The organism is Microbispora sp. H10670, from assembly GCF_014161385.1.
GTDB lineage: Bacteria > Actinomycetota > Actinomycetes > Streptosporangiales > Streptosporangiaceae > Microbispora > Microbispora triticiradicis.
Genome location: NZ_JABBWW010000026.1, coordinates 61,662 through 76,195 on the forward strand (window position 1 = coordinate 61,662; position 14,534 = coordinate 76,195).

Here is a 14,534-nt window from a genome sequence, read left to right on the forward strand (position 1 = left end):
GTCAGGCCGGTCCCTGATGCTCCACCAGGGCGAGCGCCCTGGTGGGGCTGCCCGAGCCGCCCACGATGGGCAGCGGCCCCACCATCAGCACGGCGCCGGTGGGCGGCAGCAGGGAGAGGTTGCGCAACTGCGTCAGGCCGTACTTCCCCGCGCCGTGGAAGTACCAGTGACAGGGGTACGGACGGTCCGTGAACTCTCCCGCGAGGCCGGCGTCGGTGCCCACGGTCTCCACGCCGATGCCGATGACCGGGGTCTGCTCGGCCAGCCAGCGCGCGCACTCCGGCGCGACGCCGGGCGTGTGCCCCTCGTTGAGGAACCGCGCGGGGTCCTCGCGGCGGGCGTCCCAGCCGGTGCGGTAGAGCAGCCAGCCACCCTCCGGAAGCTCGCCGTGGCTCTCCTGCCAGCGCTCGACGTGCTCGCGGCGCAGCAGGAAGTCGGGATCGCCCGCCGCCTCCGCGGTGAAGTCGAGCACGACGGCCGGCCCCACGAGACGCCCGGGCGGCACCTCCGACACGTCGTGGGTGCCCTTGCCCGACAACCAGTGCACGGGCGCGTCGAAGTGCGTGCCGGTGTGCTCGGACAGGCGGATGTTGTTCCAGTAGACGGTGGGCCCGGCGGCGTCGTAGTCGCTGATGACCTCGCGGGAGAACGGCCACGGCTGGCCCCGCTCCGGCGGCAGCTTGATGATCGGCGTCTGCTCGGAGAGAGGGGCGGTCAGGTCGACGACCTCGACGACGCCGCGGCGCATCGCGTGGACGAGCTCGGTGAGCAGCCCCATGTCAGGCCACCACGATCTCGTCGCCGGACACCTTCAGCTTGAAGGCGGGCAGTGGCTGGTCCGCCGGGCCGAAGGTGACCGATCCGTCGGTGATGGCGAACCTGCTGACGTGGCAGGGGCAGACGATCTCGCCGTCCGACACCTCGTCCACCCGGCAGCCGCGGTGGGTGCACAGCGCGGAGAACGCCTTGAAGGTGCCGGCCTCCGGCTGCGTCACCACGACGTCGAGGTCGGAGAGCACGTGCCCGCCGCCGACGGGCACGTCGCCGGTCCGGCCGAGGGAGGTGCCGCTCGGCGGCGCGTCCGCCGTACGGGCGACCTCGCACCCGGAGAGCGCGGCGGCCGCGGCGGCCGCGCCCGTCCCCGCGAGTACGGCGCGTCGGCTGTAGGTAGGGCTCATCGGTTACCTCCGGGGAAGAACCCCGCCTCCGGCGGGGAGGAATCGGACCTGGTCGGGAGGACGGGTGGGAGGACAGGTGAGAGGAGGGGGCGGTCAGCCCTTCGCGAGCGAAAGCTCGCCGGCGGACGCCGAGGCGCGCAGTGCGGCCGCGAACCGCTCGCCGGACCCACCGGTGGCGGACAGGTGGCCGTCGGGCCGGGCCAGCCACCACACCGGCTGGTCCAGCCCGCCGTACGTCTCCGGCAGCGCCGCCCCGGTGGCCCGGGCGAGGGTGGTCCCGGCGGGCGCCGCGGCCGCCGGGGCGTCCGGGGGGACCACGATCACGAGGCGGGCGGGGAGGTCCCACGGCCGGGCCCGCGCGGCCTCGACGACCGGGAGCGCCTCGGCCACGCCGGGCGCGAAGACCAGGCCGGTGAAGCCCGCGCCGAGAAGCCGGCGCAGCCGGGTCGGCACGCCGTCCACGGTGACCTCGCCGTCGGGCGCGAACGCTCCCAGCAGCGGGTGTCCGCGTTCGACGATGGGGGAGTCGGTGTAGGTGTAGGGCTCGGCCATCTTGCCGCTGTTGACGTGGCGGCGGGCGAGGCCGAGGATGCGCGACAGGCGCAGCAGCGCCGCGCGGGTCCAGCGCCTGACCAGGTTGGGCGGCACCATGAAGCGGATGGTCGCCTCGGTCACCCGCAGGTTCTCCAGCGCGGCGGCGTACCGCTCGGTGTGGTAGCTCTCCAGCAGTTCCTCGCCGCCGCGACCGGACAGGACGAGCGCGAGCTTCCAGGCGAGGTTGTCGGCGTCCTGGATGCCGCTGTTCATGCCGCGCGAGCCGTACGGCGGCAGCGCGTGCGCCGCGTCGCCGGCGAACAGCACCCGGCCCACCCGGAGCCGCTCGACCACCCGCTGGTGGAAGCGGTAGGTGCTGACCCAGTCCACCTCGTACGGAATGTCGCCGATGACCGCCCTGACCCGCTGGTCGAACCGGCCGTCGGCGCGCTCGGCGTCGATGTCGGCGTCCGGCGGCAACTGCCAGTCGATGCGCCAGATGTCGTGCGGCTGCGGGTGCATGACGAGCTGCCGGCCGGGGTTGAAGTGCGGGTCGTAGTGGAAGTGCCGCTCCTGCGCCAGCGGCAGCTTGGCCTTGATGTCGGTGATCAGGAACCGGTCGCGATGGGTGTAGCCGGTCCACCGGACGCCCATCAGCTCCCGGAGCCGGCTGCGCACGCCGTCGCAGGCGACGAGGTAGGAGAAGGCGAGCTCCCGCTCACCCGTGCCGGTGCGCACGCGGACGGTGACCCCGTCCTCGTCCTGGCGCACGTCGGTCACCTCGTGGTCCCACCGCAGCTCGCAGAGGGGCTCGGTCTCCGCCGCCCGCACCAGGATCTGCTCGATGCGGTGCTGCGAGATGTTGACGAACGGCCCGAAGCCGGGGCCGCGGGGAAACCGAGCCGCCCTGATCTCCCGGTTGCGCACGTAGGTCCGGGCGACGTCCCAGGTCACGCCTTCCTCGGCGATCGGGTCCGCGCAGCCGAACTTGTCCAGCACCTCCAGGACGTCGCCCTGGATCAGGCACGCCTTGGACCCCTGCTTGACCAGGTGCGGGTTCGCCTCCAGCAGCACGCACGGCACTCCGTGGCCGGCCAGCCGCAGCGCCGCGACCAGTCCCACCGGCCCGGCGCCGACGATGCCGACCGGTGCCTCGATTCCGCTCACGGCGCCCTCCTCGTCTCCTTGTCGGCCTCCAGGACGGCCTCGCCGTCCGCGTGCAGGCCGTTCTCGCCGTTGCCGTGCAGGCCGTTGTCGTGCAGCCCGTTGCCGTTGCCGTTGGCGTGCACGCCGTTGCCGTGCAGGCCGCCGGCGGGCACGCCGTTCTGCAGAGTGCGGAACACCGGCAGGTCGCGGACGGCCGCCAGGTAGGGCGTGCCCTGCGTGTATCCGGTGCCGGAGGCCTCGCCCAGCATGCGTACGGCCAGCCGGTAGTGGGTCTGGCGCCAGCGGGCGAGGGTCCGCGCGAAGGACTCCATCGCCGCGCCCAGCCGTACGCGGTCCGGCTCGGGCACGCCACCGGTGCCGAGCAGCGCGGCGCAGGCCTCGTCGAGGGTCTCCTGACCGGCCAGCACCCGCATGCGCACGTCCGGCACCGAGAAGTACGCCTGTGAGTCGATCCGGCCCGGGTCGGGCATGCTGCACAGCGACTCGACCAGCTTGTAGTTGCGCGACTGGATCGCGCTGGCGCCCTCGGTGAACTGGCGGAAGGTGCGGAACGCCTCGACCTGCATGGTGGCGAGCATCGAGAACAGCGGTCCCGACTCCTCCAGCGCGGTCCGGGAGCCGTCGAGGAAGTACACCGCCCGGTCCACCTCGCCCTGCCGCAGCGCCGCGATCGCGCCGCGCAGGTGCGTGGACAGCAGCGCGAAGGTGGTCTCGAACGCCTGGAGCACGCGCAGGAAGAGGTACTCGTCGTGAATGGTGTCGACGGGCAGGATGCTCAGCTTCATGGCCCGCCGCTCGGCGAAGGACATGTCGCCGCGGACCGCCGCGCACGCCTGGCGGGCCTGGTCGGCGGGGCCCACCTCGGTCAGCCCCGAGTCGAGCGCCATCCGGCCCAGCACCGGCCGCAGCACCCGCAGCCCGTGCCGGTAGCGCTTGCCGACCACGGCCGCGTCCGGCCGCATGCGGGGCAGCAGCGTCGTACGGCCGTCCTGGGCGGCCAGCTCGAAGGCCAGCGCGTCGGCCACGAGCTGGGCGATCAGCCGGTCGCACCGCGGCCGCGCGAAGAGGGCCTGCTCCAGGGGGTCGTCCGGCCCGGGGAGCTGGAGCAGCGACAGCGCCAGATACGTGGGGTAGTCGTAGCGCTGGTCGGGTTTGTCCAGGGCGGTGTCGAGGAAACTGGCGAGCGTGTGGACGTGCGGCCACGGTCCGTGCAAGGACGGCAGCAGCGTCCGCGCCTCCGCCAGCATCCGGAGCAGTTCCGGGGGCACGAAGTGCTTGCCGACGTGGTGATACTCGCGTACCACCGCGGCGTAGGGGAACTTCATCAGGTCGGGATTGCGCAGCCAGGAGCTCAGCTCAGCTGTGGACACGGACACCACCGCACGATCCATGCTTGCTTCGGTACGCCGAGACGGCCGCGCACAGAGCCGCGACGTCGCCGGCGTCGTTGTAGAAATGACACGCGATCCGGACATACCGGCCGCGTGGGCTTACGCTGACGCCCTGTTCGGCGAGGAACCGGGCCAGCGACTCGGGCTCGGGGTCGAAGAGGCACAGGTGCGCGCCGCGGGTCCGCCGGGGCGGCAGGACGACCTGTTCACCCCGTTCGCGCAGGCCGCCGGCGGCCAGGTCGGTCAGGGCCAGCACGTGGTCGCGCACCTCGGCGAGGTCGAGCGGCTCGACGAGGTCGAACCCCGCGTTGGCCGCGTAGGCCGCCGGCACCGCGGGCGTCCCGGTCTCGAACCGGGTGGCCGCGGCGGGGAAGTCCAGCAGGCTTACGTCGAAGGCGAAGGGATCGACGCGCCCGAACCACCCGGTCAGCACGGGATCGAGGCCGAGTGACCCCGGCGCGCGTACGTAGAGGAAGGCCAGGCCGGGCAGGCCGAGCAGGTACTTCATCGTGCCGGCCACCAGGAAGTCGCAGCCGAGTTCGTCCACCCGTACGGGCCGGACCCCCACGGCCTGGTAGGCGTCCACGAACACCGGGGCACCGGCGGCGTGCGCGATCGCCGCGATCTCGGCGACCGGCATGACGCGGCCCTCGGCGTAGGTCACCAGCGGCACAGACACGAGCCGGGTGCGCTCGTCGATCAGCGCGGCGTAGTCGGCCACACAGTCGCCGGCCCAGTCGCCGGCACCGTCGCCGGCACCGTCGTCGCCGTACCCGTCGGCGGTCTCGTCCACGGGTTTCCCGGCACAGGGGGCGTGGACGACCTCCGTGCCGTCGCGGCCCTGCGCGAGCCACACGTGGGAGATCGACGGGAACTCCGCCGTGCTGCTCACGATCCGGTGCCGTCCCCGCCGCCGGCCCAGTGTGGAGGCCACCTGGTAGGCCCCGACGGAGGCGTTGGGCACCACGGCCACCCGCTCGGCGTCGGCGCCGATGAGCCGGGCGAACCGGGCGCGCGCCCGGTCGACCTGCCGCGAGAACCGCTCCCACGCGCCCGCCCCCAGGGTCATGTCCGCCGCCATCCGGCCCAGCGCGTGGTCGAGGTCGGTGGAGCGGGCGCCCAGGCTGCAACTCGACAGGTGCACGGTGCGTTCCAGCATCGGGAAGCGCCGCCGGAACGTCGCCGCGGCGCTGCTCGTGGCGCTCATAACGCGGTCTCTGCCATGGGGCCGGTGCGGGTGAGCTCGTCGCGCAGCTGCCACAGCTCCGGGAAGAACTTGTAGTTGATCAGGCTGGCCAGGACGTCCACGGGGGTCCCCTGGGTGCCCACGACCTGATGCCCGATCACCCGCGTCGCCATCTTGTAGTGCCGTACGCGCCACAGGGAGATGCGCTCGTCCCACTCGATGAGCGCCTCGGCCAGCCGGTGTTCGGGGCTGTGGAGCCCGCTCCGGTACAGCTCGGCGAGGTCGAGCCCGCGCCGCCGGACCATGGCGGAGAACGCCGCTTCGAGCCGGCGCCCGCACCCCCGGATGGCCCGCCAGCCGGGTGAGTCCGCGCCCGAGCCGTGCCCCAGCACCGTGCGGATCAGCTGGAAGTCCCACGGCGACAGGTGCCGCATCATCTCCAGCTGGCCGGTCACCAGCTCGATGCCCAGGGACGCCCGGCCGAGCAGGCCCGTGGCGCTCTCCAGCTCCTCCGCGCCGATGCGCTCCGCGGCCTCGTCGAGGTCGGCGCAGGTGAGCTTCAGCCACAGTTCGGTGGTCTGGTGCACGACCTGGAAGAGCAGCTCGTCCCGGTGCACGACCTCGTCCGGGCCGCGTTGCAAGGACAGCAAGGTATCGGTCCGCATATACCTCGCGTAATCGGTGTCACCCTCGCCGGTGAGCACCTGCTTGGAGTAGTCCTTCATGTAGCGAACCCCAATGTCTCACTCGTCGACATTCATGGGGCGACGGTACGAGGACGTCCTATCATCCGGGTCTCAGTGAATTGCCGGTTATGCGCGGGCGTACGGAGAATCGGAGACCCGGCACAGCCGGGCCGTCAATTCTTCCGCAGGGCGAATCGACAAACAATGGACGGGAGAATCCATGTTTGCTGCCCGGAAACTGCTGGGCCTTGTCGGCGTATTGCTGATGACGGCCGCGCTCACGCTCGCGCCGGGACGGGCCGGAGCCGAGGAGGTGACGTTCACCAGCGACGGAACGCGATTGAACGGCACCGTTTTCGCTCCTCCCGGGACGGGCCACCGGCGTCCCGGTCTGGTGCTCGTCTCCGTGTCCGGCTGGCTGCCGCGCGAGGAACTGCACAAGATGGTCGCCCCCTTCGTCGAGGCGGGCGTCGTGACGTTCGTCTACGAAAAGCGGACGGCCGGATATTCGGCGACGCAGCGGTCCTATTCCCAGCTCGCCGACGACGCGCTGGCCGCGGTGCGGCTGCTGCGCGCCCGCCCGGACGTCGACCCGGATCGGGTGGGGCTGTGGGGCATCAGCGAGGGAGGCTGGGTGGCGCCGCTGGTGGCCGCGCGCTCGCCGGAGGTCGGTTTCGTGGTGCTGCTGGCGGCCAGCGGCGTGCAGCCGGCCCGGCAGACGGCCTGGCACCTCGACAACCTGCTGCGGCACGACGGCGTGTCCGGCCCGCTCGCGCTCAACGGCGTCCGGCTGGCCGAGGGTCTGGGGCAGTTCCCCGAGGCCGCCTTCGATCCCGCGCCCGCGCTGACCCGGGTGCGTCAGCCGGTGTTCGCCGTGTGGGGGGCGGACGACCACACCGTCCCGCCCGCCGAGTCGATGGCGGTCGTCCGGAACGCGTTGGAGCAGGGCGGCAACCACGACTACACGATGCGGGTCGTCTCCTCGGCCACCCATCCGCTCGCCCGCGGCACGACCTGGATCGTCCCCGAGTTCTACGACCTGGTGACGGCGTGGCTGAAGAGCCCGAAGGCGGCCGGGCGGTCCGACGCGCCGCCCTCGCAGGAGCGGACCAGCCTGCCCGTCGAGCCGCACACCTGGTACGAGTCCGCCTGGGCGCAGGGCGGCGCGCTGCTGCTGATGGCGGTGCTGTTCTCCGCCTACCTGGGCGCCGGGCTCGTCGGGCGGAGGCGGCGGCGCCGGGCCGCGGCGCGGGGGCCTGAGCGGGGACCGGACCAGGGGCCGGACCAGGGGGCGCAGCAGGGGCCGGAGCGGGATCCGGGCATGCGCCGGACCGCCCGCCTCCTGGCGGTCTGCGGGCTGCTCGCCCCCCTCGGCCTCGTCTGCTACGTCGTCGCCCTCCTGCTCACCCAGAGTACGGGCGCCGTCGGCGGGGTGGTGGTGCCCTACCTGGCGCTCCGGGGGGTCGTCCTGCTCGCCGTCGCCGCGATGGCCTTCGTCGCGGCCGCATGGTGGCGCGCCCGGCGGCACATCACCCGGGCGGAGCGCGTACGGCTGGGCCTGCTCCTCGGCGGCGGCGCGGTGCTGCTGCCCTGGGCGGCCTACTGGGGCCTGTTGTTCGGATGACCCCTGACGACATCGACCAGGGGACATCTGGCACATCCCGTCCACGACCCGTCGGGCACGACCTAAGACCCAGGTGATAACCCGTATGTCTAGCGTCGCAGCCGTGGCACTTCTCGGGTGGCTGAAACCGCAGCGGGCGCGATTCCGGGTCACCGCGCTCGTCGTCGCCGCGCTCGGCGTGACCGCCCTGACCCTGCACACCCAGCGGCCCGCCGAAGTGCGCGTGGAGAGCGCCTTCGTCGAGGTTCCCGCCGGGCCCGGCGCGTCCGGGCAGGTGAGCCTGGACACCAGCCTCTACCTGCCGACGCGCACCCCCGCGCCCGCGGTCCTGCTGGCCCACGGGTTCGGCGGCGACAAGCACAGCGTGGACGCCGAGGCCTACGAACTGGCCGAGGCCGGGTTCGTCGTGCAGACCTACACGGCGCGCGGCTTCGGCCGCAGCGGCGGGCGGATCGGCCTGAACGACCCCGATCTGGAGGTCGCCGACGCGCGGCGGCTGCTCGACCGGCTGGCCCGCAGGGCCGATGTGCTCAAGGACGGCCCCGGCGACCCCAAGGTGGCGGTCTCCGGGGCGTCGTACGGCGGAGCGCTGTCCCTGCTGCTGGCCGGGCTCGACCGCCGGATCGACGCGCTCGTCCCGGTGATCACCTACAACGACCTGATGCAGGCGCTGCTGCCGAACTCGGCCGGTGCCCCGGCGGCGGCCACGCCGTCCGCGACGGCCTTCGCCGCCGGCGGCGTGTTCAAGAGCTCGTGGGCCGGCTGGCTGTACTCGATGGGCTTCGGCAGCGATCCGGGCGGCGGGGGCGGGCAGTTCGGCGACTCCCCCCAGTGCGGCCGGTTCACGCCGGAGATCTGCCGCGCCTACACCGAACTGGCCACCACGGGCACGCCGACCCCGGCGCTGGAGCGGCTGCTGCACCGGCTCTCGCCCACGTCGGTGGTGGGCCGCATCACCGCGCCGACCCTGCTGGTGCAGGGTGAGCAGGACACGCTCTTCGGGCTCGACCACGCCGACGCCACCGCCCGCCAGATCGCCCGCGCGGGCACCTCGGTGCAGATGGTGTGGTACGCGGGCGGCCACGACGGCGACCGTCCCGACGCCGCGCTTCGGGCGCGCATCGCGGACTGGCTGCGCCTGCGGCTGCTCGGCCGGGGGACCGATCCCTTCGGTCCCTTCGAATACCAGGTGCAGGGCTCGATCCGGCCGGACGGATCGGCGGCGGTGCGCACCGTGCGGGCCCGCGCCTACCCCGGCCTGCTCTCCGGCGCGACCGGAGGCTGGTCCGCCCAGCTCATCGGCGGCGAGCAGACGATCGTCAACCCGCCGGGAGGCCAGCCGGCCGCCGTGAGCGGCATCCCCGGCCTGAACGGCTACCTGTCGCGCACGCCGTGGCTCGCCTCGATGGTCGGCATGGACCTGCCCGGGCAGTCGGCGAAGTTCTCCACCGCCGCGCTGAAGGCGCCGCTGCTGGTGGCGGGCGTGCCCACCGTACGGCTGCGGGTCTCCGCCGTCGGCGCGCCGGGGGACGGCGCGCTGTTCGTCAAGCTGTACGACAAGGGCCCGGACGGGACCAGGACTCTGCCCGGAAACGGGGTCGCGGCCGTCCGGCTGCCGTCGCTGCCCGCCGACGGATCCCCCGTCGAGGTGAACGTGAGCCTGCCCGGCATCGTCCACTCCGCGGTGAGCGGGCACGAGCTGGAGCTGACCGTGGCGACCACGGACCAGACGTACCGCCCGTCGTCCGCCCCGGCGGTCTACCGGGTGGCGGTGATCGGCGCGCTGCGGGCACCCGTCGTGCCGGGTACGGCGATGGAGACGGCCTGGCCGGTCGGCAAACTCCTCGGCATCGCCGCCGTCCTCGGTGTGGGACTGCTGCTGAGCGTGCTCGCGGGCGTGCGCCGTCGGCAGCCCGACTTCGATCCCGCGCTGGCCGGCACCCCGCTGGTGGTCGAGGGGCTGACGAAGAGCTACCCCGGCGGGGTGAAGGCGGTGGACGGACTGTCCTTCCGCGTCGGGCGCGGCCAGGTCCTCGGCCTGCTCGGGCCGAACGGCGCGGGCAAGACCACGACCCTGCGCATGCTGCTCGGGCTGGTGACGCCCACGGCGGGCACCGTGCGGGTCTTCGGGCACCGGGTCACGTCCGGCGCTCCGGTGCTGTCGCGGATCGGGGCCTTCGTGGAGGGCGCCGGCTTCCTCCCGCACCTGTCGGGGGCCGAGAACCTGCGCCTCTACTGGGCGGCCACCGGCCGGCCGGCCGCCGAGGCCCGGCTGGACGAGGCGCTGGACATCGCCGGCCTGGGCGACGCCGTGGAGCGCAGGGTGCGCACCTACAGCCAGGGCATGCGGCAGCGGCTGGCCATCGCGCAGGCCATGCTGGGGCTGCCGGACCTGCTGGTGCTCGACGAGCCCACCAACGGTCTCGACCCTCCGCAGATCCACCACCTGCGCGGGGTGCTCCGGCGGTACGCCGCGACCGGCCGTACGGTGCTCGTCTCCTCGCATCTGCTGGCGGAGGTCGAGCAGACCGCGAACCGGGTGGTGGTCATCCACCGGGGCCGCGTGATCGCCGACGACGCCGTGGGCGCCATCACGGCGGGCTCGGGGGAGACCGGATTCGCCGTGGACCGTCCCGACGTCGCCGCCGGTCTGCTCCGCGCGGTGCCCGGCGTCTCCGACGTACGCGTCGAGGAGGGCACCGTTTACGCCAACCTCGACGGCGTCGCCCGTGGGGAGACCGTGCAGCGGCTGGTTCTCGCGGGCGTGGCCGTCGACCGGGTGGCACCCCGGCAACGGCTGGAGGAAGCCTTCCTGCGGCTCGTCCAGGAGGAATCGTGAGGAGTGTGACCCGGTGACCGCTCCGGAACGCGAGGCGACGACCACCCGCCAGGATGTGACCAGGCAGGACGTGGGCGATCCGGTCCGCGACGTGCCGCCGTACGACGGAGACGCGGCGACGACCGGCCAGAACACGGCCCCTCGCACCGGCCGCGACCTCGGCCAGAACTCCGACCGCGACACGGGCCGGAGCGCGGGCCAGAACATCGGCCCGGGCACGGGCATCGGCCACACCACCGGCCACACCACCGGCCACACCATCGGCCGGAGCGCGGGCGGGGACCTCGGCGCCTCCACCGGCGCCTCCACCGGTGCTTCGGCCGGTGCTTCGGTCGGCGCGGACAGCGAGGCCGGTGCGGACATCGGGGGTGCTGCGGACGCCAGGACCGGCGCGGCGGCGGGATACCGGCCGCGGGGAACCCTCCGCGTCCTGGTCGAGCTGCGCAGGCAGTGGCGCCGCAGACGCACCCAGCTTGTCTTCGCACTGATCGCGCTGCTGCCGCTCGTGCTGGTCGCGGCCTTCGAGATCGGCGGGGAGGACCCGGCGCGCAGCGCGGTGACCTACGCCGACCTCGCGGTCACGAGCGGCCCGAACTTCGTCGTCTTCACCCTCTACCTGGCGGGTTCGCTGCTGCTGCCGGTCGTGGTCGCGTTGTTCTTCGGCGACGCGGTCGCGAGCGAGGCGTCGTGGTCGAGCCTGAAATACCTGCTGGCGATCCCCGTGCCCCGGCTCCGGCTGCTGCGCCAGAAGGCCGTGACGGCCGCGCTGCTCTCCCTCCTCGCGCTCGGCCTGCTGCCCGTGGTGGCGCTGATCGCCGGCGTGATCTGGTACGGCCCGGGCGACGCGACCAGCCCGGCCGGCGACGCGGTCCCCTTCGGCCGCAGCGTGGTCATGCTGGCGGTCGCCGTGGGCTACACCGTGGTGCAGCTCGCCTGGGTGGGGGCCCTCGCGCTCTGGCTGTCGGTGACCGTCGACGCCCCGCTCGGAGCGGTCGGCGGCGCCGCGCTGGCGTCGGTGCTCTCCCAGATCCTGGACCAGATCACCGCACTGGGGTCCTTCCGCGACCTGCTGCCCACCCACCACGCCTGGGCGTGGATCGGCCTGTTCGCCACCGACGCCGACGTGACCGGCATGGCCGACGGCCTGCTGGTCTCACTGGTGTACGCGCTGGTCTTCGGCGTGCTCGCCGCCTACCGGTTCAGCCGCAAGGACATCACGACCTGACCACCAGGCGAGGCAGCGTCAGAGACGCCTTCAGGGACGGTGTGCGACGCGGGCACCGGGGGCGGGCGCGAAGGACGGCGCCACAGGCAGCGTCTGAGGCGCCTTTGAAGGCGCTTTTCGAGGGCGGCTTGAGAGGCGGGCGTCAGAAGAAGGACGACTGGGAAACGCTTGGAAGACGCCTGGGGGAACGGTCAGGCGGAGCGTCAGGCGGTGGCGCCGAGCCCTTCGCCGAACCCTTCTCCGATGCTGTCGTTGAGGCGGCGCAGTGGCGAGACGCGAGCGGCGCCCCGGCGGTGCCAGACGAGCCCGCCGCCGTCGCGCCTGTCCGGACTGACCACGCGGACGACCCGGGCCAGCAGGATCGTGTGGTCGCCGCCGTCCAGCGCGCCGGCCGGCTCACAGCTCACGCGCAGCCGTACGTCGGTCAGCTCCGGCGCCATGCCGGGGTGGACGTCCAGGCCGCGGAACCTGTCGACGGGTGAGGCGAACCGCAGGGCCAGATCCTCCTGGCCGGGTTCGAGCACGTGCAGGCACAGCTCCCGCGCGCCGACGACGGCGTCATGGCTCAGGTTGGCCCGGTTCAGGCAGACGAGCAGCATGGGCGGAGACAGGGAGACCGAGCACACGGCGTTCACGGTCAGGCCGCACATCCGGCCGTCCGGCGCGTAGCACGTGAGCACCGTCAGCGGTGCCGCCATCTGCGCCATCGCCTCGCGGAAGGTGTCGCCGTCGACCGACGGGGCGATGTCCGGCAGGGGTGTCGTCCTCGGGTCATCCCGTCGAATGATCACCCTCCGACCGTAACGGGGCTGCCTATCATCCAGCTCTCGCCGCCCTGCGGGAGACGTCCTCCGCGCAGGTCACAGGCCCCGGCGCGAGACCCCGCCCGCGATCAGGCCGTCATCCGCCGCGAGCCGACCGGTGCAGCGCAGGCCAGCGCAGGGCGCGGCGGGGCTGTGCAGTGCAATGCAGTGCAGTGCGGGACGAGAACGTCACGAGAGCACGTCGAGCCTGGGCGCTGGTGCAATTGCATCGCCGGTCCGCCCGCCGCCTGCCGCGCGTGGGCCGGACGTGCCACCCGGAAGCGTCCAGTCGAGGAGATCGCGTCATGACATCGAACCCGCGGAGGCTTCCTGCGCCACCCGCTCCCTCAGAACCGGCGAACTCGGCGCCCGTCCGCCTGCGGTCACGGCGGGGGAGGGCGGCACGCGCCGGCGCGGCCGTGGCGATGAGCGTGCTGGCGACGGTCGCCGTGCTGCCCGCGGCGGACGCCACCGCGCAGCGCACCGGTGCCCTGGGCGGCCAGACGTCCGGGCCGGTGATCATCGCGCATCGCGGCGCCTCGGCGTACCGGCCCGAACACACCCTCGCGGGGTACGAACTGGCGGTGCGCATGGGGGCGGACTACATCGAGCCGGACCTGGTGCTGACCAAGGACGGCGTCCTGGTGGCCTCGCACTCGCCCGAGATCGGCTCGACGACGGACGTCGCGGACCATCCCGAGTTCGCCGGGCGCATGAAGACCAGGAGCCTCGACGGCTGGGAGATGACCGGCTGGTTCGCCGATGACTTCACGCTGGCCGAGCTGAAGACCCTGCGCTGCAGGGAGGACGAGCCGTCGATCCGCCAGCACACCACCATCTACGACGGCCGCTACCAGATCCCGACGTTCCAGGAGATCATCGACCTGACCCGGCGGCTCTCACGGGAGCTCGGCCGCGACGTGGGCATGTATCCGGAGACGAAGAACCCCACCTACTACCGCAAGCTCGGCATGCCCATCGAACCCAAGCTCGTCCGCGCGCTGGAGGCCAACGGGCTGAACACGCCGCGGGCCAAGGTGATCGTGCAGTCCTTCGAGGTGGGAAATCTCAAGGAACTCCACAAGCGGCTGCGGGTGCCGTTGATCCAGTTGCTCTACAAGGACGGCGCACCGCCCGACTTCGCCGAGTCCGGCGATCCGCGCACCTACGCCGACCTGGTCACTCCGGCCGGACTGCGGGAGATCGCCACCTACGCCGCCGGCATCGGCCCGGACAAGGACATGGTCATCGGACGGAACCCGGACGGCACGCTGGGCCAGACCACCAACCTGGTCAGGGACGCCCACCGTGCGGGCCTCGTGGTGCACGCGTACACGTTCCGCGCCGAGAACGACACCCTGCCGAAGAACTTCCGGTCGTCGGACCGGGACGGCGACTACGGCGACCTGTTCGGCGAGCTGAAGAGGTTCTTCGCGGCGGGTGTCGACGGGGTGTTCACCGACAACACCGACATCGGCGTCGCGGCACGCGCCGAACGCTGACCCGCCGCCCGTCCCTGCCGCCCGTCCCCGCCGTACGGCGCCGCGCGAACAGCGCCGTACGGATCGGGGGCGGACCTCTCGTGACGTGCCGGGATGGCGGTAACCCGGACGGAGCCCCGCGTATCGGTGAATCTACGGGCGGAGCGTCAGGAAAGGGGCACCGCGGCAGTGCGGCGCTTCTCGGGTCACAGGGAGAAATGCCGGGTTCGGGGAAACGGCGTGGCGGCCCGCGGGCGACGATGAACCGGGTGAGGCGTCAGGGCGATTGTCCGCGCCGCACGCGAATGGAGGTGCCGAACACGCGGAGGGTCGCGTGGGCCGGAAGGATCGATGCGGTGATCTGCCCAGATTCGCGAACAAGGCGCGTGGCGTGGGGAGAACCGCGAGGAGTGAGGGAGA

The 14,534-nt window shown here is 72.9% G+C and carries 11 protein-coding genes; 4 read left to right on the forward strand and 7 right to left on the reverse strand.

Annotated features, from left to right (window positions below; genetic code table 11):
* Position 1: 1 nt before the first annotated feature.
* The 6 genes from HHX33_RS28485 to HHX33_RS28510 all read right to left on the reverse strand — a co-directional run bounded on the left by HHX33_RS28485 (position 2) and on the right by HHX33_RS28510 (position 6,181).
* On the reverse strand, positions 2–778 hold the full coding sequence (locus HHX33_RS28485) for a cyclase family protein (protein WP_182877296.1): 777 nt from the start codon (positions 776–778) through the stop codon (positions 2–4).
* A gap of 1 nt (position 779) precedes the next feature.
* Positions 780–1,178, reverse strand: a complete 399-nt coding sequence (locus HHX33_RS28490) for a Rieske (2Fe-2S) protein (protein ID WP_111701505.1) — start codon at positions 1,176–1,178, stop codon at positions 780–782.
* Between the two features lie 93 nt (positions 1,179–1,271).
* The gene (locus HHX33_RS28495) at positions 1,272–2,879 is read right to left on the reverse strand and encodes an FAD-dependent monooxygenase (protein WP_220502309.1); all 1,608 of its coding nucleotides are present in this window, start codon (positions 2,877–2,879) and stop codon (positions 1,272–1,274) included.
* Complete coding sequence (locus HHX33_RS37450) at positions 2,876–4,249, reverse strand: hypothetical protein (RefSeq protein WP_220502310.1); 1,374 nt, start codon at positions 4,247–4,249, stop codon at positions 2,876–2,878. Before HHX33_RS37450 ends, HHX33_RS28495 begins: the two co-directional genes overlap by 4 nt.
* Positions 4,236–5,477 carry an aminotransferase class V-fold PLP-dependent enzyme gene (locus HHX33_RS28505; RefSeq protein ID WP_220502311.1) on the reverse strand — a complete coding sequence of 414 codons (1,242 nt, stop codon included), beginning with the start codon at positions 5,475–5,477 and terminating at the stop codon, positions 4,236–4,238. The genes HHX33_RS37450 and HHX33_RS28505 overlap by 14 nt, the downstream gene beginning before the upstream one ends.
* Positions 5,474–6,181: a tryptophan 2,3-dioxygenase family protein gene (locus tag HHX33_RS28510; protein WP_182877297.1), complete on the reverse strand. Its 708-nt coding sequence runs from the start codon at positions 6,179–6,181 to the stop codon at positions 5,474–5,476. The genes HHX33_RS28505 and HHX33_RS28510 overlap by 4 nt, the downstream gene beginning before the upstream one ends.
* A 181-nt stretch (positions 6,182–6,362) precedes the next feature.
* Between HHX33_RS28510 and HHX33_RS28515 the strand changes: the two genes are divergently transcribed.
* The 3 genes from HHX33_RS28515 to HHX33_RS37455 all read left to right on the forward strand — a co-directional run bounded on the left by HHX33_RS28515 (position 6,363) and on the right by HHX33_RS37455 (position 11,830).
* Positions 6,363–7,766 carry an alpha/beta hydrolase family protein gene (locus tag HHX33_RS28515; RefSeq protein WP_182877298.1) on the forward strand — a complete coding sequence of 468 codons (1,404 nt, stop codon included), beginning with the start codon at positions 6,363–6,365 and terminating at the stop codon, positions 7,764–7,766.
* Positions 7,767–7,869: 103 nt separating this feature from the next.
* Entirely contained in the window at positions 7,870–10,605 is a 2,736-nt protein-coding gene (locus tag HHX33_RS28520; protein WP_220502312.1) for an alpha/beta fold hydrolase, read from the forward strand.
* Positions 10,606–10,618: 13 nt separating this feature from the next.
* On the forward strand, positions 10,619–11,830 hold the full coding sequence (locus HHX33_RS37455) for an ABC transporter permease (protein WP_310741565.1): 1,212 nt from the start codon (positions 10,619–10,621) through the stop codon (positions 11,828–11,830).
* Positions 11,831–12,033: 203 nt separating this feature from the next.
* Here the strand turns inward: HHX33_RS37455 and HHX33_RS28530 are convergent, their stop codons facing one another.
* Positions 12,034–12,621: a flavin reductase family protein gene (locus HHX33_RS28530; protein WP_182877300.1), complete on the reverse strand. Its 588-nt coding sequence runs from the start codon at positions 12,619–12,621 to the stop codon at positions 12,034–12,036.
* Between the two features lie 437 nt (positions 12,622–13,058).
* Here HHX33_RS28530 and HHX33_RS28535 point away from each other — a divergent pair, with 437 nt between their 5' ends.
* Positions 13,059–14,135 (forward strand): glycerophosphodiester phosphodiesterase, encoded by a 1,077-nt coding sequence (locus tag HHX33_RS28535; protein ID WP_182877301.1) that lies wholly within the window; start codon positions 13,059–13,061, stop codon positions 14,133–14,135.
* The last annotated feature ends 399 nt before the right edge of the window (positions 14,136–14,534 follow it).